This is a genomic window from Ruegeria sp. YTSC002, assembly GCF_059609845.1.
Map to the genome: position 1 here is coordinate 52,281 of NZ_JBXWML010000006.1, position 20,634 is coordinate 72,914.

The 20,634-nt window shown below is 58.2% G+C and carries 19 protein-coding genes; 9 read left to right on the forward strand and 10 right to left on the reverse strand.

All coding sequences use genetic code 11. The features are described from left to right. The first annotated feature begins 73 nt into the window (after positions 1-73). Entirely contained in the window at positions 74-1,270 is a 1,197-nt protein-coding gene (locus AC2FFD_RS13060; RefSeq protein ID WP_496873269.1) for an NnrS family protein, read from the forward strand. 18 nt (positions 1,271-1,288) lie between these two features. Here AC2FFD_RS13060 and AC2FFD_RS13065 read toward each other — a convergent pair whose 3' ends face one another. Further along, positions 1,289-2,401: a Hint domain-containing protein gene (locus tag AC2FFD_RS13065; protein WP_496873270.1), complete on the reverse strand. Its 1,113-nt coding sequence runs from the start codon at positions 2,399-2,401 to the stop codon at positions 1,289-1,291. Between the two features lie 325 nt (positions 2,402-2,726). Between AC2FFD_RS13065 and AC2FFD_RS13070 the strand changes: the two genes are divergently transcribed. The 6 genes from AC2FFD_RS13070 to AC2FFD_RS13095 are packed head-to-tail and all read left to right on the forward strand — an operon-like array spanning position 2,727 to position 8,143. Next, complete coding sequence (locus tag AC2FFD_RS13070; protein ID WP_152460362.1) at positions 2,727-3,176, forward strand: c-type cytochrome; 450 nt, start codon at positions 2,727-2,729, stop codon at positions 3,174-3,176. A 16-nt stretch (positions 3,177-3,192) separates the two neighbouring features. Further along, positions 3,193-4,560: a cbb3-type cytochrome c oxidase subunit I gene (locus AC2FFD_RS13075; protein WP_496873271.1), complete on the forward strand. Its 1,368-nt coding sequence runs from the start codon at positions 3,193-3,195 to the stop codon at positions 4,558-4,560. A gap of 5 nt (positions 4,561-4,565) precedes the next feature. Next, on the forward strand, positions 4,566-5,375 hold the full coding sequence (locus tag AC2FFD_RS13080; RefSeq protein ID WP_374041635.1) for a CbbQ/NirQ/NorQ/GpvN family protein: 810 nt from the start codon (positions 4,566-4,568) through the stop codon (positions 5,373-5,375). An 8-nt stretch (positions 5,376-5,383) separates the two neighbouring features. Further along, positions 5,384-7,306: a nitric oxide reductase activation protein NorD gene (locus AC2FFD_RS13085; RefSeq protein WP_496873272.1), complete on the forward strand. Its 1,923-nt coding sequence runs from the start codon at positions 5,384-5,386 to the stop codon at positions 7,304-7,306. Beyond that, positions 7,303-7,851, forward strand: coding sequence for a cytochrome c oxidase subunit 3 (locus AC2FFD_RS13090; RefSeq protein WP_170345471.1), 549 nt, complete (start codon positions 7,303-7,305; stop codon positions 7,849-7,851). The genes AC2FFD_RS13085 and AC2FFD_RS13090 overlap by 4 nt, the downstream gene beginning before the upstream one ends. A gap of 4 nt (positions 7,852-7,855) precedes the next feature. After that, complete coding sequence (locus AC2FFD_RS13095; protein ID WP_170345470.1) at positions 7,856-8,143, forward strand: cytochrome C oxidase subunit IV family protein; 288 nt, start codon at positions 7,856-7,858, stop codon at positions 8,141-8,143. Positions 8,144-8,198: 55 nt separating this feature from the next. Here the strand turns inward: AC2FFD_RS13095 and hemA are convergent, their stop codons facing one another. After that, positions 8,199-9,422, reverse strand: a complete 1,224-nt coding sequence (hemA, locus tag AC2FFD_RS13100) for a 5-aminolevulinate synthase (RefSeq protein ID WP_425079545.1) — start codon at positions 9,420-9,422, stop codon at positions 8,199-8,201. A gap of 187 nt (positions 9,423-9,609) precedes the next feature. Between hemA and AC2FFD_RS13105 the strand changes: the two genes are divergently transcribed. Together AC2FFD_RS13105 and AC2FFD_RS13110 are read left to right on the forward strand one after the other, a co-directional pair. After that, the gene (locus tag AC2FFD_RS13105) at positions 9,610-10,302 is read left to right on the forward strand and encodes a Crp/Fnr family transcriptional regulator (RefSeq protein WP_170345468.1); all 693 of its coding nucleotides are present in this window, start codon (positions 9,610-9,612) and stop codon (positions 10,300-10,302) included. A 149-nt stretch (positions 10,303-10,451) separates the two neighbouring features. Then, positions 10,452-11,483, forward strand: coding sequence for a D-cysteine desulfhydrase family protein (locus AC2FFD_RS13110; protein ID WP_496873273.1), 1,032 nt, complete (start codon positions 10,452-10,454; stop codon positions 11,481-11,483). A gap of 85 nt (positions 11,484-11,568) precedes the next feature. On the opposite strand, the gene AC2FFD_RS13115 is transcribed toward AC2FFD_RS13110, so the two are convergent. The 8 genes from AC2FFD_RS13115 to AC2FFD_RS13150 form a co-directional block, all read right to left on the reverse strand. Beyond that, complete coding sequence (locus AC2FFD_RS13115; protein WP_496873274.1) at positions 11,569-14,889, reverse strand: ATP-binding protein; 3,321 nt, start codon at positions 14,887-14,889, stop codon at positions 11,569-11,571. 187 nt (positions 14,890-15,076) lie between these two features. Then, positions 15,077-15,454, reverse strand: coding sequence for a VOC family protein (locus AC2FFD_RS13120; RefSeq protein ID WP_496873275.1), 378 nt, complete (start codon positions 15,452-15,454; stop codon positions 15,077-15,079). A gap of 3 nt (positions 15,455-15,457) precedes the next feature. Then, positions 15,458-16,006: a thioredoxin family protein gene (locus AC2FFD_RS13125; protein ID WP_480684830.1), complete on the reverse strand. Its 549-nt coding sequence runs from the start codon at positions 16,004-16,006 to the stop codon at positions 15,458-15,460. Positions 16,007-16,127: 121 nt separating this feature from the next. Further along, on the reverse strand, positions 16,128-17,387 hold the full coding sequence (locus AC2FFD_RS13130; protein WP_480684831.1) for a TRAP transporter large permease: 1,260 nt from the start codon (positions 17,385-17,387) through the stop codon (positions 16,128-16,130). Further along, positions 17,384-17,917: a TRAP transporter small permease gene (locus AC2FFD_RS13135; RefSeq protein WP_496873276.1), complete on the reverse strand. Its 534-nt coding sequence runs from the start codon at positions 17,915-17,917 to the stop codon at positions 17,384-17,386. The genes AC2FFD_RS13130 and AC2FFD_RS13135 overlap by 4 nt, the downstream gene beginning before the upstream one ends. A 63-nt stretch (positions 17,918-17,980) precedes the next feature. Further along, positions 17,981-18,955, reverse strand: coding sequence for a TRAP transporter substrate-binding protein (locus AC2FFD_RS13140; protein ID WP_496873277.1), 975 nt, complete (start codon positions 18,953-18,955; stop codon positions 17,981-17,983). Between the two features lie 23 nt (positions 18,956-18,978). Continuing rightward, positions 18,979-19,521: a 3-hydroxyanthranilate 3,4-dioxygenase gene (locus tag AC2FFD_RS13145; protein WP_152460347.1), complete on the reverse strand. Its 543-nt coding sequence runs from the start codon at positions 19,519-19,521 to the stop codon at positions 18,979-18,981. Positions 19,522-19,626: 105 nt separating this feature from the next. After that, entirely contained in the window at positions 19,627-20,580 is a 954-nt protein-coding gene (locus tag AC2FFD_RS13150) for a dihydrodipicolinate synthase family protein (protein WP_496873278.1), read from the reverse strand. Positions 20,581-20,634 lie beyond the last annotated feature (54 nt).

Genomic DNA, 20,634 nt, shown 5'->3' on the forward strand with positions numbered 1-20,634 from the left:
TTTTGGTTAAGGGCGCCGGGTCGTGAAGGAACTACACGTTGCCCAACGGCGGGAAAAGCTATGGAGAGCAGGCATGACAGCTGTAATCGCACGTGTTTTCAGTGAGGGGTTCCGGGTCTTTTTCCTTTCGGCGGGTCTTTACGGCGTGTTTGCAGGGGTCGCGTGGGGCGTGTGGTTGGCGTCGCTCGACGGCCTGATGCCTTACATGGACCAAAGCTATGCGATGCCCCCGGTCATGTGGCACGCGCATGAGATGATTTTTGGGTATGCAACGGCCGCCTTGGGGGGGTTTTTTCTGACCGCCGTGCCGAACTGGACCGGTGCGCCCGAGGCGCGGGCCCGCTTTATCACGCTTGTCGCATTGATCTGGATGGCCGGACGTCTGGCGGTCTGGTTTTCCGGAGTGTTGCCTCCCTTGTTCGTCGCAGTCGTGGACCTGATCTTTGTTCCCATTCTGGCGCTGAAAATTGCCAGTCAACTGGTTCGTCGACCCAAGCCCCAGAATATGGTGTTTCTGTATCTTCTGGTTCTGATGCTGGCCTCGAATGTAATGGTCCATTTGGAATGGATGGGGGTCACGGTGGATACGTTGAACACCGGCATCCGGGCCGGGCTTTTGACATTGTGTTCGATGATCGCGATCCTGGGCGGCCGGATTACGCCCGCTTTTACTCGCAATGCCATGAAAAGAGCGGGTCAACCCGAAGCATCGTGGCCGGTAACCGTGGCCTGGCTGGACAGGGCGACGATGATTCTGGCGCTGCTGCTGCCCCTGCTTGTGCTTGCACTTGATGTCGGGCCTGTTGCGGGAGCCGTAGCTTTGGTGATGGGCTTTGTTCAACTGCTACGCATGGCGCGTTGGAGAACAGGCTGGGCTTTGCGTCAACCGATCCTGATCGCCCTGCATCTGGGCCTCGGGATGCTGGCCCTGGGTCTGGTTCTCTGGGGGATGGCTGCCATTGGAATGGGAAATGAGATCGGCGCGCTCCACGTTCTGGGCATTGGTTGCGTTGGAGGCATGACCCTGGCCGTAATGAGCCGCGCCGCCTTGGGCCATAGCGGTCGACCCCTTGTCGCGCCAAGGCCCATGGCGATTGCCTATGGCTTGATGGCGGTTGCTGCGCTTGTGCGTTGGTTGGGATCCGACATGGCAGCAGGTTACATGGCGGCGATGCTGACTGCGGATGGTTTTTGGATCGCGGCAATGGGGCTGTATCTGTTCGCCATGTGGCCTGCCCTGACCGGCCCTCGCGCCGTGCAACAGACCTGACGCCTGTTCGGGCGGCGTCTATCGTCCAGCGATCAGAGGCCGCGCGTTCTTGATATGACGATGGACCAAAGCCCGAGCGCGTTTCCCTTTTTCCGGGATCCGTCTTGCGGCCGGCGGAACGTAATTGCGCTGATCCAATTCAGGGAACAGTGCAAGAATCTCCGCCCTTGCGTCCGGGTGAACAATGGACAGGGCCTGTGCGCCGGTGAGCAGGCTTTCGGAAGGTGCACTTTCCGCATAGATGATTTCATGACGGTCAAACAAAAGATGGACATAGGTCACCGCACGGGTGTCATCAGCGAATGAAATGCCAGGCACGCCGACAAGAATGTGAGCAGGAACAAGAACTTCTTCGGCGTCGAACATTCTGACCGCAATCGGCGACCGGACCAGCATGCGGTGTTGCGGTGACACGAACAGATCACGCTCGGGCAACTGATCGCCCAGTGAACCGGCCTCGATCCGGATGGGCTTCAGCCTGGGACGGGCGCGAAGCGCCGCTTGGTCCAGATGTCGCGTGCCAATCCAGCGTATGTGTTGCGGCCCATTGTCCGCGGTCAAAACGACATCGCCAACTTTCAGATCCTCGATCGGAGTTGGACCGGTTGGGGTCATGATCCGTGTTCCGGCAACAAAGCAAGGTACATCGACAATCGTGGTTGGGTCCGTCGTGTCAGGGGCGTTGGTCGGGGTAACGTTCGAAACCTGGAACGTATAGGTCAGGCCCGGAACCAGGGGCTCGGACGTGATGTAGCCAACCAATGTGCCCTCGACTTCGACCCGAAACACATCGATCGTTCCGCCCGATGGATTGGTCAGGGAATAGGATTCTTCAAGGTAGATGTCTCCGTTGGCAAAAGTGGTCGATCCGTCCAGGTTGGTCACCACACCTGTTTGCGTGGCGTCGTCACCGTTTTCGTTGTTGAATCGGTCACCATTGAACACAGTGCCGGTATCGGGCAGAGGGTTCGCCCCGTTCAGGATCGTTCCGCCAGCTGCATCGGTTACATCAAATACACGACGGTCTGTTGCGGGGTCGTAATTGGGGTCAAGCGTAATGAAATCGGGGCCGAAGTTGAAATCGACCGTAATGACCCCGGGGGCGTAACCAATATAGGAATAGTTTGCCATATTCTTACCTTTTAACCATTGGCGCTACCGAGGCACCGGAAATCTTGACACAGCAAGGAAAGTGCGCTGACTTTCCTTCCTTCCATACTGCTTGGCAAATACTTGCGTCAATTCAATGGCCATTCAATGGAGAGAACACTCAATACGGAAATGCTGTTCGCAAATTGACTGGCAGCTCTTCTTCCCCTGACGATCAGCCGGTCCAAATCGTTCAATTCTGAACCGTCCGGTTGATCTCGTGACAGGTCTTGACTTTCGTTAAGGCACTACCGCGTCCCGCCCGTCATGTTGCTGACACTAGCTAATCTGCGCAAAGGAGAGCGCAATGCGAGACGTCATGACAAAGAGCATGGCCCGCAATATTTTTTATGGCGGGTCACTGTTCTTCATTCTCATCTTTCTGGCCCTTTCGGCCCATTCCCACTGGTATATCGTCAATTCTGAAAATGCCGCGAAACTCGATGACAGTGTGGTTCGGGGTAAACATGTCTGGGAAAAACACGCCTGTGTGAACTGTCATTCGATTCTGGGTGAAGGGGCCTACTTTGCCCCCGAAGTCGGCAACGTGATGACCCGCTGGGGCGTGCTGGACGACCCGGAATCAGCCTTTGAATCCCTCAAGGGCTGGATGGAAGCACAACCGACCGGCATTCCCGGTCGTCGGCAGATGCCCAATTTCAACCTCAGCGACGAAGAACTCCGTGACCTGACCAACTTCCTGATCTGGACGGACAATATCGACGCGCAGGGCTGGCCGCCCAACGAGGCAGGCTGAGAAAGGGAACGAAACAATGAAATACGAATCCCAAAAAATCGCCTATGCCTACTTTGCGGTAGCCATGGCGTTGTTCGCGATACAGGTGATTGGCGGCCTTCTGGCCGGTTTCATCTATGTATTCCCCAATTTCCTGAGTGAGCTTCTGCCGTTCAACATCGTGCGGATGCTGCACACCAACTCTCTGATCGTCTGGCTGATCCTAGGCTTTTTCGGTGCGGCCTACTTCCTGATCCCGGAAGAAGCCGAGCGCGAGATCCACTCGCCCAAGCTGGCCTATCTGCAACTGATCATCCTTGTTGTCGGTACGTTGGGCGTGGTCGTCACCTATGTCTTCAACCTGTTCGAAGGCAACTGGCTGCTGGGCAAAGAGGGGCGCGAGTTCCTTGAGCAACCCAAATGGGTCAAGGCCGGCATCGTCGTGGCTGCATTGATCTTCCTTTACAACGTGTCGATGACCGTTCTGAAAGGCAAAAAGACAGCCATTACCAACATCCTGCTTCTGGGCCTTTGGGGTCTGGCGCTGCTGTTCCTGTTCGCCTTCTACAACCCGGGCAACCTGTCGCTGGACAAGCAATACTGGTGGTATGTCGTCCACCTGTGGGTCGAAGGCGTGTGGGAGCTGATCATGGCCTCGATCCTGGCCTACCTGATGCTGAAGCTGACCGGTGTTGACCGTGAGGTGGTCGAAAAATGGCTCTATGTCATCGTCGCCGCCGCGCTGTTCTCGGGCATCCTCGGCACCGGCCACCACTATTACTGGATCGGCACGCCGTCATACTGGCAGTGGATCGGTTCGATCTTCTCGAGCCTCGAGGTGATCCCCTTCTTCGCGATGATGGCCTTTGCCTTCGTCATGGTCTGGAAGGGCCGCCGGGACCACCCCAACAAGGCCGCGCTGCTGTGGTCGCTGGGCTGTGCCACGCTGGCCTTCTTCGGTGCCGGTGTCTGGGGCTTCCTGCACACGCTGCACGGGGTGAACTACTACACCCACGGCACGCAGATCACCGCAGCCCACGGGCACCTGGCCTTCTACGGCGCCTATGTCTGCCTCAACCTTGCGATCTTCAGCTACGCTATGCCGATCCTGAAGAACCGTGATCCCTATAATCAGGTTCTGAATATGGGTTCGTTCTGGCTGATGACCAGCGGCATGGTCTTCATGACCTTCGTGCTGACCTTCGGGGGAACCGTGCAGACTCACATGCAACGTGTCGTCGGAGACTACTTCATGGACGTGCAGGACCAGATCGCGATCTTCTACTGGATGCGTCTTGGCTCTGGTCTGGTCGTTGTCCTTGGGGCGCTGCTGTTCATCTACTCGATCTGGGTTCCTCGCAAAGAGGTCATTGAACCCGGCGCAGCCGAAACCCCAGCGGAGTGATGGATATGGATGGCTCCATGAACCTGAAAGAGGGGGCGGCAAACGCCCCCTTCTACCTGGCCCAGGGCGATGAATGCGATGTCTTCACCGCCGCTTACAACAACGATCTGCCGGTTCTGCTGAAAGGTCCGACGGGTTGCGGCAAGACCCGGTTTGTGGCCCACATGGCCGCGAAACTTGGCCGCCCGCTCTATACCGTAGCGTGCCACGACGATCTCGCCGCCGCCGACCTGATCGGACGCTATCTGCTGAAGGGCGGCGAAACCGTCTGGGTCGATGGCCCCCTGACCCGCGCGGTGCGCGAAGGCGCGATCTGCTATCTCGACGAGGTGGTCGAGGCGCGCAAGGACGTGACCGTGGTGCTGCACCCGCTGACCGACGACCGGCGCATCCTGCCGATCGATCGCACCGGAGAAGAGCTTGAGGCCGCGCCCGGCTTCATGCTGGTGGCCTCGTACAACCCCGGCTATCAGAATATCCTGAAAACCCTCAAACCCTCGACCCGGCAGCGGTTCATCTCGTTGGAGTTCGACTTTCCCTCGCCTCAGATGGAAGCCGAGGTGGTCGCGCAGGAAAGCGGCCTGCCGCTGGAACGCTGCAAGCCGCTGGTGCGGCTGGCGGGCAAGCTGCGCGGGCTCAAGGGTCAGGACCTCGAGGAAGGCGTGTCCACCCGGCTGGTCGTCTATGCTGCGACGCTGATCGCGCAGGGCATGTCCACCGACCGCGCCATCCTTGCCGCCATGATCGAACCTCTGACCGATGACGAGGATATCAAACGCGGGCTCCTCGATCTTGTCACCGCCGTCTTTGGGTGAGGCCGGTGATGGTCAGGATCGACTTTGAGCCATGGGAACCCGAAGAAACGATCGGGAAACTGTGGCACACCCTTGCCAGCCGCCTCGATGCACCCCAGGTGCATGTTGGAGCCGCGGTCGACCTTTCCGAGGTCGCGGGGCGGCTGGCAGTCCTCTTTCGGGGGCTTGGGGGTAGTCCGGGCGTTGAATTGCGCCCGGTCTCACCCGAGGTTTCGCGTCACCGCCTGAGTTGGCGCCGCAAACTTGCAACCGAAGTGGAATTGATGCCGCGCGCCTCGTTCGATGGCGAGGTTTTGCGCCTGCCCGACCGTCTGGCTGTATTCCCGGCGCGCGAAGCTAATGGCGCGCTCTATGTCTGGTTGGCCGCCGCCGCTGCCCATGCCGGAACCCGAATTGACGAAGACGATCCACTGCGTGCCGACCTGCGTGCCTTGATCGCTGCCCGGCGCATGGTCGAGGCGACTCTGGACGACGCGCCTGGCTTGCGTCCGCTTTACACCGAACTTTGCAAGGGCGTGCTGTATCAGCGCGATATCCCCAGTCTGCCGCCTGCCGAGGCTGCGGTCGAAGAACTGATCCGTCATATGCTGGGCGATCCCAAACCCTTGTCGGATCAGGCCGAGCAACTTCTGGCACTTGACGACGACCTGATCGCTCCGCGCGGCTATCAGCCGATGCGCCCGGTTCCCCTGTGGCCGGAATTGCGGGCCGTCGGGTTCTCGGAACACAACGAGGTTGAAAACCCCGATACTGAAGGCCCGCCAGAGGAATCCGGCGAAAAGACACACCGCGCCCGACGCCGCAAATCGGATCAGGCCGAGCGCAGCGACAGTTTCATTCTGCACAAATTCGAAGCCATCCTCAGCTGGGCCGAATTCCTGAATATCAACCGTCGCATCGATGACGACGATCCCGACAACGCCAAGAAGGCGGCTGACGATCAGGAAGAGATCGGTCTTGGCCAGATCTCAAAAGCGCCGCCTACCAAGTTGAAGCTTCACCTTGACCTGGCGCCCGAAGACGTTAACCGCGAACGCCTGTCAGGCCGTATTCTATATCCCGAATGGGATGTGCGGACGGGTCAGTACCTGCCGGATCATGTGAACGTTCTGCTTTCGGATGCCGATATCCGCGACGATGCCGCCGAGTTCGGCAAAGATCCGGCCACTGCGCGGCGCATTCGCGCCGTCAAGCGCCAATTCGAGGCGTTGCGCCCGGGGCGTGTGATGACCCGGGGCCATCTGGACGGAGACCAGCTGGATGTGGAAGCCGCCGTTCGGGCGCAGGTTGACCGCTGCGCAAATGGTGAAGGGACGGAACGCGTCTGGATGCAATCCCGCCCCGAGGCCCGCGATCTGGCGGTCTCGATCCTGCTGGATGTCAGCCGCTCGACTGAAAGCGCCGTTACTGGTCGCGCCGTGATCGATATCGAACGCGAGGCGCTGGCGGCCTTGGCCTGGGGCCTGAACGCTTGTGGCGACGATTTCGCCATTCATGCATTCAGCTCCCTCAAGCGTCAGCGCGTCTATGTGCAACGTTGCAAACGGTTTGACGAACCGATGGGAACCAAAGTTGAACAGCGCATCGCGTCGCTGCGCCCCGGACATTACACAAGGTTGGGCGCGGCAATCCGGCACTGTTCCGCAGATCTGGCAAGCCAGTCCCGCAAGCGCCGATTACTGCTGGTCATAACGGACGGCAAACCAAACGATCTGGATCACTACGAGGGGCGCCACGGCATCGAAGATACCTGCATGGCCATACGCGAGGCGCGTCGGGCCGGACAGTCAGTGTTCGGCGTCACCATCGATAAAACCGGCAAAAGCTGGTTTCCGCGCATGTTCGGGCAGGGCGGTTTCGCCGTCATTCCAGATCCGCATCGCCTGACCCTGGCCCTGCCGCAGATCTATCGCCAGTTGGTCGGCGCATGAGTGATACCTCTCTGATAGACGAACTGCCGGGCGAGTTCCTGATGTGGGTTCTGATCATTTCGGAACTGCTGGTTTTTGGCGCGGGGATGATCGCTTTCATGGGGGTGCGCCTGACGGATCCGGCAGGTTTTGCCGAGGCGCAGTCGCATCTGCATCGCACGGGTGCGGCCTTGAACACGGCGGTTTTGGTGACATCCGGCTATCTGGCCGCACAGGCGCTGCAATGGCGGCGGAACATGCAACGTTTGCGGGCCCGTTTGGCGTTGATCCTTGCCGCGCTTCTGGGTGTCGTGTTCCTGATCATCAAGGGTGCGGAATATGCCGACAAGGCGTCTCAGGGGATAGGATATGAAACGCATCCATTCTTCCTGTTCTACTATATGCTGACCGGCTTTCATGCTGCGCATGTCCTGGCCGGGGTTGGTATTCTGTTGCTGGTGGCCTGGCGCGACGACCCCAGTAGCGTCGAAGCGGGCGCGCAGTTCTGGCACATGGTGGACCTGGTCTGGATCATGCTGTTTCCAGTGATCTATCTGCTGGGATAGTCAGATGGCCCAACCTTCATCTTTGACCAACATTTCACGTCAGAGGTCGTCGAACCCTTTGATCCAGGCGTGGCTTGCGCTCTTGGGCCTCAGCGTGGGATCCGCGCTGCTGACCCTGATTGGGGCGCCAAGCGCGATCATTGCTGGCGGTATCCTGTTGCTGGCGCTGATCAAGGCCCGCGTGATCCTGAAACACTACCTGGATTTGGAAAACAGCCAAAGCTGGCTGCGTGGGTTCACCATGGTGTTGACCGGATTTTCCGTTGTGGTTTTTGCGCTCTATCTGGTCTGAAGCAAAAAAATGCCGCCCCGAGAGGCGGCAGTATTCAAGCAAAGGGGGGTCCTGATTACTGAGCGGCCTGTGGGATCCGCGCGATCTGACAACGCTGCCAGAGCGCCGACAAGGCACCGACCAGATGATCGATATCCTCATCCGTGTGGACCGGGGACGGCGTGATCCGCAAACGCTCGGTGCCCTTGGGAACAGTGGGATAGTTGATCGGCTGGATGTAGATGCCGAATTCTTCAAGAAGCGTATCCGAGATAAACTTGCACTTCACCGGGTCGCCCACCATCACCGGAATGATATGGCTGGGGTTCGGCAGATGCGGTATCCCTTCCGCATCCAGCCGGGTGCGCACCTGTTCCACACGGGCCTTTTGCAGATCACGCTCGGCGCTTGACTGCTTCAGATGTTGGATGGATGCGGCAGCACCTGCGGCGATCGAAGGTGGCAGGGCAGTGGTGAAGATGAAGCCGCTGGCAAAGCTGCGAACGAAATCGCACAGCGCTGCCGAGGCTGCGATGTAGCCACCAACCACGCCGAAGGCCTTGCCCAACGTGCCCTCGATCACGGTCAGGCGATCCATCAGGCCCTCGCGCTCGGCAATGCCACCGCCGCGCGGGCCATAGAGGCCGACGGCGTGAACTTCGTCCAGATAGGTCATCGCGCCGTATTTGTCGGCCAGGTCGCAGATTTCCCTGATCGGCGCGATATCACCATCCATGGAATACACGGATTCAAAGGCGATCATCTTGGGCGCGTCGGGGTCGGCGGCAGCCAGCTTGGCCTCCAGATCCGCAAGGTCGTTGTGTTTCCATATCACCTTCTGCGCCCGTGAGTGGCGGATGCCTTCGATCATCGAGGCATGGTTCAGCGCATCAGAGAAAACGATCAGACCGGGGATCTTCGCAGCCAGCGTTCCCAGAGCGGCCCAGTTGGACACATAGCCCGAGGTGAACAGCAGAGCGGCCTCCTTGCCATGGAGATCTGCTAACTCTGCCTCAAGCAGAACGTGGTCATGCGTCGTGCCCGAGATGTTGCGCGTTCCGCCTGCACCGGCGCCACAACGTTCCAGCGCATCGTGCATGGCGTTGATGACCGCAGGGTGTTGCCCCATTCCCAGGTAGTCATTCGAGCACCAGATGCGAACATCCCGCTGGATTGACCCATCGGTCTGGCGTGCGTTCGGGAAAGCTCCGCAACGTCGCTGCAAGTCGATGAAAACCCGATAGTTCCCTTCCTCTTTCAAAGCGTCGAGGCTCTGGCTGAAATATCGCTCGAAATCCATCTGACATGCTCCCCGGATAACTGGCTGTGAACCGACCCTAGGGCAGCGACGGGCGCTACGACATGACAATTGTCAAGTTGATCTTCAAGAAAAAGGCTGGCCCTGACACGCCGACTTTGGCATAGCAGGGCATTGGGGATGATTACCCGGGCCATCGCCCGGACTGGATGAAGAAGGGAGTGCCTTCATGCCACACGAGGCACAAAAGGCGATTGCGCGGCAGTCTCTGCTTCTGCGCAGCCTGCCGGATCAACATGTGGATACTTTGCTGCGGCAAGCGATTTGGCGGCAATATGACCGTGGCGAGACGATCTTTCTGCAAGAGGAAGAAGCCAAGGCTGTACACGTTGTCCTGGCCGGATGGGTCAAGCTGTTCCGCATCTCTCCGACCGGGGCGGAAGCGGTGGTGAGCGTTTTCACCCGCGGAGAAAGCTTTGGTGAGGCCGTTGCGCTGCGCAACGTACCGTATCCCGTGTCCGCCGAAGCCGTTTCAGCCTGTGAAGTGATGCATATTCCCAGCCCTGTGCTGTTGTCCCTTATGAAGGAAGACCCGGAAATCGGCGTTTCAATTCTGGCTGCGACTTTCACGCATCTGCATGCTCTGGTGGCGCAGCTGGAGCAATTGAAAGCGCAAACCGGGGCGCAACGCGTTGCAGAGTTTCTGTTGAACCTGTGCGATTGTGATTCCGGTCGGTGCGAGGTGGAACTGCCCTACGACAAGATGCTGATCGCCGGACGTCTGGGGATGAAGCCCGAAAGCCTGAGCCGCGCGTTTTCGCGATTGAAACCCGTTGGCGTCAAGATCGACAGGAACCACGCGGATATCGCCGACATGGACGATTTGCGCAACTACGCCGAAAGCGACACCAGCGAGAGGTGATTGATCACCGGCGGCCGGCCCCTTCGGCGCCGGCCCGCTTCAGCAAGGGGTTCAGTCGGGCGCTTTTGCGCATGACCGGCTGTCTTCCACGCTTTCCAAAACCTCATTATCCTGATCAGCAGTGCCATCCATCGGCACGAGTCGTTTGCATGAAAATGAAGGGCACCTGGTCCATGATAGACGCAGCGCTTTCAAACTATCCCCGCGCAAGGTTGATGACATCGGTCACACCGGTCGAACGGCTAGAGCGACTTTCTGACCAATTGGGGCTGGATTTGTGGATCAAGCGCGACGACCTGACCGGTCTCAGCTTCGGCGGAAACAAGACCCGTCAGCTGGAATTTTACATGGGGGAGGCGCTGAGGCAGGGGGCGGACACCATCCTGATCACGGGTGCCGTGCAATCCAATTTCGTGCGCACTGCGGCGGCAGCGGCGGCAAAACTGGGAATGTCATCCGTTCTTCAATTGGAAGACCGCGTGGCGCATATGGGAGAATTCTACCATCGATCCGGGAATGTTCTTCTGGCCCAGCTTTTGGGGGCTGAACACATGAGCTACCCCAAGGGTGAGGACGAGGCGGGCGCCGACAACGCTCTTCACGAACGCGCCGACCAACTGGTGGCTGAGGGCCGAAAACCATACGTGATCCATCTGGGCATCGATCACCCTCCACTGGGGGCGTTGGGCTATGTGGCGGGGGCGGCCGAGTTGCATACTCAGATCAGCGATTTCGACGCGGCGGTGGTGCCGTCTGGCAGCGGGTCTACCCATGCGGGGTTTCTGGCCGGATTGCGTTTGGTCGGGCAGTCTGCGCCTGTCTACGGCATATGCGTGCGCCGCGATCAGAACCAGCAGAAAGCGCGTCTGCAAAAGGTCCTGGGGCGATTGGCAACCATGATGGGCTTCGACCCTGCCTTGGTCATGGAAGACATCTGTACCTGGGGCGGCGCCTTGGCTCCCGGATATGGGCGGATCGGTCGGGCAACCCGCGAGGCGTTGACCCTGATGGCGCGCTCCGAGGGCATCTTTCTTGACCCTGTTTATTCTGCCAAAACCTTTGCAGGTCTTCTTGGGCTGCTTGAACAAGGCGTCATCGAAAAAGGCCAGAAAGTTGTTCTGCTGCACACAGGTGGCCAACCGGCGTTGTTCGGATATCAGGACGAGTTGCAACCGAGTTGACGCAGCGAAGCATAGCGCCTGTGGTCCTACGGGGCGACGGGATGGGTGGAAGGCTGTTGCCCGCCGAACTGGCCGGGAAAGTACTCTACGACGCTTTCGAGTGATTGAGCAAAGACATGGCTTGCACGACATCGCGGGATTGCGCGCCATCAACGATCGTGGCCAGAATCTTTCCAAGATCAGGCGGCGAGGCCGGTGTGCAGCCAAGTTGGCCGCAGGTTTGCACGTAATCCACCGCTGTGCGCAGTTCGAACATTCTTGCCCGCTGTTTGCGCGCGGTTTCCAGAGCCTCCGCGAACAGATCATCTGCGGCAGTTTCCATGGACCGCGCCAACGCCTGTATCCGATCTGTTTCCGCTTGAGCCCACCCTTCATGGGTCAGTGCCTGCTGTTCACGTGCTTCATCCAGCAGGCGCTGCGCGGCCTTCGGTTCGCCCGCTTTCAGTGACGCTTCGGCAAGGGCCGTCAGGAACACCGGCTTGTAGTTTCCAGCCCCGCTGGCCCACCAGGCTTCGGACGCCTCGCGCATTGCTCGGATCGTTTCCGGGCCAGGCGTGATCTGCGCGTCTGCCCAGCATCGCCAGACATTCGCCGTCAGTATCATGAAGGGGAAAGTGTGTTTCGTCGCCACTTCTTCAAGGCGGGCGACAACGTCGTAAACCTGTTCCGGTTCACGCCGCAAAAGGTGCAGCATACACAGATACGTCAGGGTCTGGGCCAGACTATGTGCATGATTGAGTTTCCGCGCCGCCGAGATCGCCTGCTGCTGGATTTCGAGCGCGCGGTCCGGTTCTCCGCGCAACCAGGCCGTTATGCTCAGGAAACAGGATGTAATGGCGGCATGATCCGTTCCATAGACATAGGCGAGGCGGCTGTGCTGCTGTGGATCATACAAGTGCAGCGCTTGCAGCAGATGATCGTGGGCCGCGTCCAGATGTCCGATATGCAACAAGACGGCACCCATGGCCCGGAGCGCAATCATAGTGTGATGCGTTTCCCCGGTCAGATTGGCCAGCTCCAACAACTGGGCCGCGACGTCCTTGGCAAGGTCGTATTCACCGCGGACAAGATGATACGCGTAGAGCCCATTGAGCACAGGAAACAATTGTTCCGTTTCACCCAGCCGATTGCACAAGTCGCGGATCCGGGCATATACGGCCCCCGTTTCGTCGGCCGCGATGCCAGCGGTCGAACGAAGAACGCCAGCCCGCAACGTTTGAATTCTGGTTTCCTTGCGATCGCGGTCAACCGAGTCTTCCTGCCGTTCCAACAGCGCGATGGCACGCCCCAGTTGAGTGGCCGCTTCGATCCCGGCCGAGCGTTCTACGGCACGTTGTCCGGCCAGATACCATTGTTCAATCGCTTCATCCGGTAAATCCGCCATCGTGTAGTGATGAGCCAGAATTTCCGGTTCGGCGAAATTGTCATGCAATGACGAAGAGTTCAGTGCTTCGACCACACGCGCATGAAGCGTTCGCCTCTCGCGTTTCAGCAGGCTGTTGTAAGCGGTGTCACGAATGAGTGCGTGACGGTAACTGAACGTTTCCTCGGGCTCTGAAGCTGAGACAATCACGATCCCGGCATCCACCAGTGAATCCAGACCGGAACGTAACGCCCCCTCATCAAAACGGGAAACGCTTGCAATCATCGGATAAGAGAATTGCGGGCCAATGACAGCACCAATCTGTGCGACTTCCTTGGCCGAGCTCAGTCGGTCAAGACGAGCCATCAACGCGTCATGCAGTGTTTTCGGCACAGTTGGTGATGGCGTGGACCGGTCAATCGTATAGGCGTCGGCGCGTTCAGTCAGAAGATCGGATTCCAGCAGATCTTTCGTCACCTCTTCTACGAAAAGCGGGACACCGTTGGATCTGGCAGCAATCAGATGGTGAACTTCGTCCGGGACGGTTTTGCCTTTGGCAACGTCGTTCACGATCTCTTTGACCTGCGCAAAGTCCAGTTGTTGGAGTGCGACGTGCACCAGGTTGTGTGATTGTGGCCAGCCCGGATCAAAGCCTGTCCGAAAACTCGTGACCATCAGCAGGCGCGCGTCCTCTATCCGGGTCACAAGCTGATCAAGCAGAGTCTTCGTCGTTGGATCGATCCAATGTGCATCTTCAAACAGCAAGAGGGTCGGGGTTTCCTGCGCCAAGCCGATCACATGATTGACCAGCATTTCCAGCGTCTGCTTCATGATCTGCTCAGGGGTCAGATCCAGCGGGCCAAGCCTGTCTTCAAACGGGATCGACAACAGTGCCGCAGCCAGTTTCAGTGACCCTTCAGAAGGATCGCCCAGGACGCTGTGGATCTTGTCCAGTTTTTCGTTCGCACTGTCACCGGCCCGCAGGTCGGCCGCGCTTTCAAGCTGGCGAATGATCGGGTAGAGCGCACTTGCGTCATGGAAGGGTGAACACTGAAATCGAAGCTGTCGGTGTTTTGCGCCCGGCATCGTACGGCAAAGCTCTTCGATCAGCCTGGACTTTCCTATGCCCGCCTCGCCCGAGACCAGCACCACCTGACCTTGACCCTGGCGGGCCAGCCTCCACTTGTTTTGAAGGGTTTCGTGCTCCTGCGCGCGCCCGACCAATGAACTCATCCGGGCGTCGTCTGCCGCGAGGAAGCGGCTGAGAGTCTGGCGCGTGCCAGTGACCTGCCAGGCTTCGACCTCTTTGGCAAAGCCTTTCAATTGAAAAGTGCCACGGCGCACATATTCGAACGCATCACCCGCCAGTTCCCGTGTCGTCGGCGCGACGATCATAGTCCCCGGATCAGCCATCGACTGGAGCCGTGCGGCCAGGTTCGGGGTCTCGCCCATGGCGGTGCCGTCTTCGAACATCTTCTCTCCCCGCAGGTCACCGACGACAACCAAGCCGGTCGCGACCCCGATGCGGACTTCAAGATGTGCATGCGTGCGGATTTCCGGAATTTCACGAACGATCCGAAGACCTGCATGAATGGCGCGTTCCGGATCGTCCTCGTGCGCGTGCGGAAAGCCAAAAAACACCATGATGCCATCGCCATAGTAACTGGCGACATGCCCGTCAAAAGCGGCGACCGCGGCGGCGCAGGTTTCCTTGAACAGTCTCAGAACCTCGGCCAGATCTTCAGGGTCCAGCTTCTGCGATATCGCTGTCGACCCAACAAGATCGATGAACATGACCGTCAGCTGTCTGCGCTCGGCAACGATGTTGGGTTCCTGACTTGCGCGTTGTGTTGCTGCGGGCCCTTGGTTTTCTTCCCGCATGGCTTTCAGAAAGCGGCGTCTGGGTCCCAGGGGCAGGCCGATCGTGACGAGGTCATCGTCACTCAGTTCCGGAAGATCGCCCAGCTCGATCTCGTGCCGAGAAAAGGCATCGACATATTTGGACAAGCCGTGCCTGGCCAGCCAGTCCTTAATATCAGTCATTCGACTGCCATGCATGTCGGCGGTGGCGCGATGCCATGCAGCCCCCATTTCTTTTTGGCCAGTACAATTTACCCGGGAGTAGTCGGGAGAAATCAAACCCTATCAAGGACGACCCAGCAATTCGGGTCAAGTCTTCAAATTGAGAGAGAAACTGTTTACTGGCCAGAAATACCGGCGGCTATCGCCCTTATTCGTCAGCCGGAAAATCGATGTGGACATGATTGCCGTCCGGATCCCAGACATTCAACTGCACTATATCGACTGCCGTCAGATCCGCACGATGATAGCGAACATCGTTTGTTTTGAGGTGAGCTTCGAAACTGTCCAAACCGTTCGCCGAAAAGGCGAAATGCTCGAGCTTCAACTCGGTCTCCGATCCCGTGGCCTCGGCCTCGACACCGACCAGATGCACGTACGCGTGTTCACCGACATAGAGCCAGGCTCCGGGAAAGGGGAAGGGCGGGCGTGGGCCGACCTGCATCCCCAGCATGTTGCAGTACCATTCGATCATCTCATCCAAACGCGTGGTGCGCAGGTTGACATGATCCAGTGAAGCGATCCCCATGACCTAACCTCGGGTCCACTTGATCGAACATCCCATTGATGGAATCTGGTCCTGGGGGCCTTGCCCGGTCTTGGCAATTTGCAGCATCGCATTGACCAGCTCCGGTTCGCGCTCGCCTGTCTGGCCGCGGCCGAGATTGTCCAGACGGCCCCGGTACTGCAACTTTCCATCCGCATTCAACCCAAAGAAATCGGGTGTGCAAACAGCACCATAAGCCTTGCCTACGGATTGATCTTCGTCCACGAGATAGGGAAAGTTGAAGCCATTCTGCCTTGCGAATTCCAGCATGTTCTGCGGTGAATCTTCGGCGTAATCGCGATAGTCGTTCGACATGACCGCCACCACGCCGATCCCTTTGGACATCAGCAGATCCGTGTCCTGCGCAAGCCGATCCGTGATCGTTTTGACATAGGGGCAATGATTGCAGATGAAGGCGATCAGCAACCCGTTTTGCAGGTGATCGGACATCGTGAACGCCTGACCGTTCGGGTCTTTGAGCGTGAAGTCCGGGGCTTTCCAACCGAAATCGCAGACTGGAGTGTCGAGCAGCATGATTATCCTTTTTTGTGACCAATTTGCGTGTTCAGACCAGCTTAGCTGACGGGCACCGATAAGTAGAGCGTGATTTCCGGCGCCATGTCTGCGACGGAATGCGCCTGCAAACGCATCTGACTCAGATCAGCAGCGTTGACAGGCTTGGGTAATAGCTGAGCAGAAGCAACACCAAAGTTACCGCGATCAGGAAAGGCCAAAGCGATTTCAGGATTGAACCGGGCGATGTGCCGCTCATGGATGAGGCGATGTACAATCCGATCCCGACCGGGGGCGTCAGCAGCCCAAGCACAAGGTTCAGGCAGGCAACAATGCCGAACTGATAGGGGCTGATATCGTATGAACCGGTTGCAATCGGCAGCAGGATCGGCGTGATCAGGATGATCGCGGCGATGCCATCGATCACCATTCCAACCAGCAAAAGCGCAAGGTTCACGATCAGCAGGAAAACGAACGGGTCCGAAGTGACCGAGGTGATCAGCCCTGCCAGTTGCTGTGGTATTTCCTCATAGATGATGACCCAGCCGAACACGCTGGCGGCCGCGATCATGAACAGGATCATCGAGGCATTGGCCGCCGTGCGTTTGAACATCTGTGCCAGGTTGCTCGGCTTCAGATCCCCGTAGACCAACCAGCCCACCAGAAACGCGATCAGGGACGCGATTGCGGCGGATTCGGTCGGTGTGGCGATCCCGAACAGAATACCGCCTATGATCGACATCGGGATCAGCAGGGCAGGGGCGGCGCTGATCACGGCCTTGATGGTTTCGCTGCGTGTCATCCAGTTCCCCTTTGGGAACTGCTGCCGCCACCCAATCAAGGTAATGACCAAAGCAAATGAAGCAGCCAAGATAAAACCGGGCAGGATTCCTGCAATGAACATGTCACCAATCGGGATCTGAGCCAGAACACCGAAGATGACAAACATCATCGACGGCGGGATGACCGGAGCCAGCAGTCCGCCCGCGGCCGTCGTGGCAGCGGCGAAACCCTTGTCATAGCCTTCTTCCTCCATCGCGGGGACCATGGCGCGCGACATCACCGCGATCTGCGCCGTCGCAGACCCGATGATTGCCGCCATGAACATGTTTGCCAGCAAGTTGATAAAGGCCAGCCCGCCGCGAAACCCGCCGACAAACACCCGCGCCAGCGCGACAAGGCGCCGGGTCATGCCGCCTTCGTTCATCAATTCCCCGGTCAACATGAACAGAGGAATTGCCAGCAGGCCGTAATTCTCAAGACCGCCGAACATCTTCTGCGCGAAGCTGTCATAAAGAACCGTGTTGCCGCTTTCCCAGATGTACCAGATGGCCGTGATTGCCAGCACGATCGCCACGGGCACGGACAGAAGTAAAGTGGCCAGAAAGACGATGGGGCTCATGGCTGTGCCTCTTGCTCTGGGGTGCTCAGCAGATGCATGGTGGAATGCAGCGTTGCACCCAGTGCGAAAAGCCACATCACCAACCAGAACAGGTACTTCGGCAGGCCCAGGGTCAATGTCGGCTCGGCATAGATGAAATTGAATGTCTGACCTTGAAACGCCGCCACATCAAATCCGCTACTGGCGATGTCCAGCGGAAGGAACCAGCGCCAGCAGAACCACAGCATCGCAAGGGAAAAAGCAAACACGATCACGTCCACACTCTTGCGGATCAATCGTTTCGCGCGCTCCGGCACGTTGTCGGAAACGATGGAGATCGACACCGAACTGCGATGATGCAATGCGGAAGACGCGCCCAGAAAAGTCATCCAGACCATCGCGTAGATCGCCAGCTCATCGACCCAGAACAGGGCGTTTCCCGCCGTGCGCGTCACGACATTCAGCAAAATCAGAACCGTTATGCAAACCGCCAGAAAGGCAGCGCCCCACAACTCGACCCGCGCCAAGCCTGCCGACAGCCGATACAACATCGCTGTTCTCCCGCGAAAAAGGGCGCAGGATCGAGCTGCGCCCCTTTCGTCATGCCGTTTTCGTTATTTTGTTTCTGCCGCAGTCTGCCGCAAAGCGTCAAGGGAAGAGGTCTTCTGGGACCAGATCCCGTTCCATTCTTCGATTGCGTCGCCGAAGAACGAGGCGTCGACCTTTTTGTAGGCTTTGCCAGTGCCCTCGATCTGCTCCAGCCATTTGGCATCGTTTTCAACGTAGGCATCAATGGTGCTGTCGACATGCTTGGCCATAAGGTCCGCAATCATCGCGCGGTCTTCTTCGGACAAACCAGCCCAGACCTTGGCCGAAACCAGACCGACCATCGGGAACATCATGTGATCCGACTGCACGATCGTGTCGGCGTGTTCATAATATTTCAGCACCCAGATCAGTTCGGCGTCCATGTCGATGGCGTCGACCTGACCATTGGCCAGCGCATCATAGACGGCAGGCAAGGGCATGGGCGTGGGAGCTGCGCCCACCGCGTTGTAGAAATCCAGGATCGGCGTGAAGGGTGTGATCCGCAGTTTCAGGCCCGCCAAGTCTTCGGCGGATGATACCTCGCCCCGGCTGACGATCTGGCGCAATCCGGCCATCCCGTATCCCAGCCCAACGACGCCTACCTGCCCCGGCAAGGGTTCCAGCATGGATTTGGCGGTGTCAGACCGCAGAATGCGCCCTGCGTGCCCTATGTCATCTGCCAGATAGGGCGCATAAAACGCCCCCAACTCGGGCGCGCGGTTGGAGACCTCGGCCACAGTCATGAAGGCCATGTCCAACGCGCCGGTCTGCAATTGTTGCAGCATTTCGGCCTCGTTCCCCAACTGGCGGGCCGGGAAAACCGATACCGAATGCGCGCCACCACTGGCCTCATTCAACTCTGCCCCGAACGCTTTGGCGGCCTTGGTCCAGATATGCGGTGGCGGCGTGATCAGACCCAACCGAAACTCTTCGGCGTGAACGGCCACAGCCGACAGTGCCAACGCAGCCGCAGCGGCGGCGGTTTTTGTGAAATGTTTCATTACTTCCCCTGTTTGATCTTGTTTTACAACGTGACCCAACCCTCGGGCGGTTCCTTTCCCGGGTGCACAGCCTGACAATTGGGGCAGGTGCGGTCTTGTTCCGAGGCATAGAACTTCTGATAAACCGGAGGCAGGTCATCAACGATGGACTTTAGCTGCATTTCTGCACGATGCACCAGTGATCCGCATTCGAAACAATACCATTCGATGGCGTCCAGCTCTCCGGTCTGGCGCTTGGGTTCAATTACAAGCCCGATCGAGCCTTCCTGAGGGCGCTGTGGTGAATGGCGCACATGCGGAGGCAGCAGGAAAACCTCGCCTTCACGGATCGGAACATCATAGAACTCCTCTCCGTCATAGATTTTCAGCACCATGTCGCCTTCAAGCTGGTAGAAGAATTCTTCCACCGGATCATCGTGATAGTCGGTTCTCTTGTTCGGACCACCCACAACAGTGACCATCAGATCGGCGTCTTCCCAAACCTGACGATTCCCTACGGGCGGCTTGAGCAGATGGCGATGCTCGTCGATCCAGGCCTTAAAGTTGAACGCTTTCAGTTTTGACATGTCCCACTCCCTATCCCGGAAAGTTTGGCGCGTTTTTCCACAACCGCAAAGAAATTATCAGCATCTCGCTATCCGATTTCCTTATACTGCCGGGCCTCACCCGGCTCAGACGCGCAGCCCGCTTTCATCAAATGCTTTGCGAATGATCGCTTTTTCCGCGTCGGTCAGTTCCAGCATCGGCGGGCGCACACGGCCACCGACCTGACCCAGCAACTCTTGCCAGTATTTTCCGAATGCAGTGGGTTTGCCCGCGGGACGCGCGCGTTTCATCGCATCGCGGACAGGGTTCAGGCTGTCAAAGACACGCCGCGCTTCATCGGCCTGTCCCGCAAAGGCCAGGCGCGTGTATTCGTTCATCCGCTGATCGACCTTGCTTTGCAACTGATAGGGCGGGGACGAACAGAGATACAGCTTCCAGTCCAGTTCCAGTATGTTGTCCAGCCATTCATGTTCGGCCGAGGTCGAGACGTGTATCCTGTCGCCCACCATATGGGTCAGCTTCACGTACATCTCACGCGGAACCGAGTACTTAATGGCGACGATATTCGGCAAATCCGCAATGCGGGCGCATTCTTCGGGTTGCATCAAATAGCCGCTGTCAGGATGGCTCCACATGGCGATGCCGATATCCAACTCATCGCAGAAGCGCTTGTAATACTGGTACAAAACCTCTCCGCGATCCTGCACAAAGCTCAGAACCGGCGCGTGAAGTACGATGTAATCCGCACCGCAGTTCTGGGCGTGATGCGCCAGGTCCAAGGCCGTATTCATGTTCTGATCCGAAACCGAGACAATTACTCCGGCTTTGCCCGCGCATTCGTCAACGGCAATTTCGAAGTTGCGTTTGCGCTCTTCGATGCTCATTGAAAAAAACTCGCCCTGTTTGCCGGCGACGAAGAGGCCCTGAATATCCAGATCGTCGATCCAATGGCGGATGTTGGCGCGCAGTCCCGATTCATCCAGAGTCAGATCATCTTTGAACGGGTTCAGTGCCGCTGCCCATATCCCCGTCATATGTTCGCGGGCATAGGCCTTCGCGTCGTGTTTTGAGTATTTCATTTCCAACGTGGTCCCCGTGGCTTTTACGGGAACAAAACACACCAGGCGGGTCGG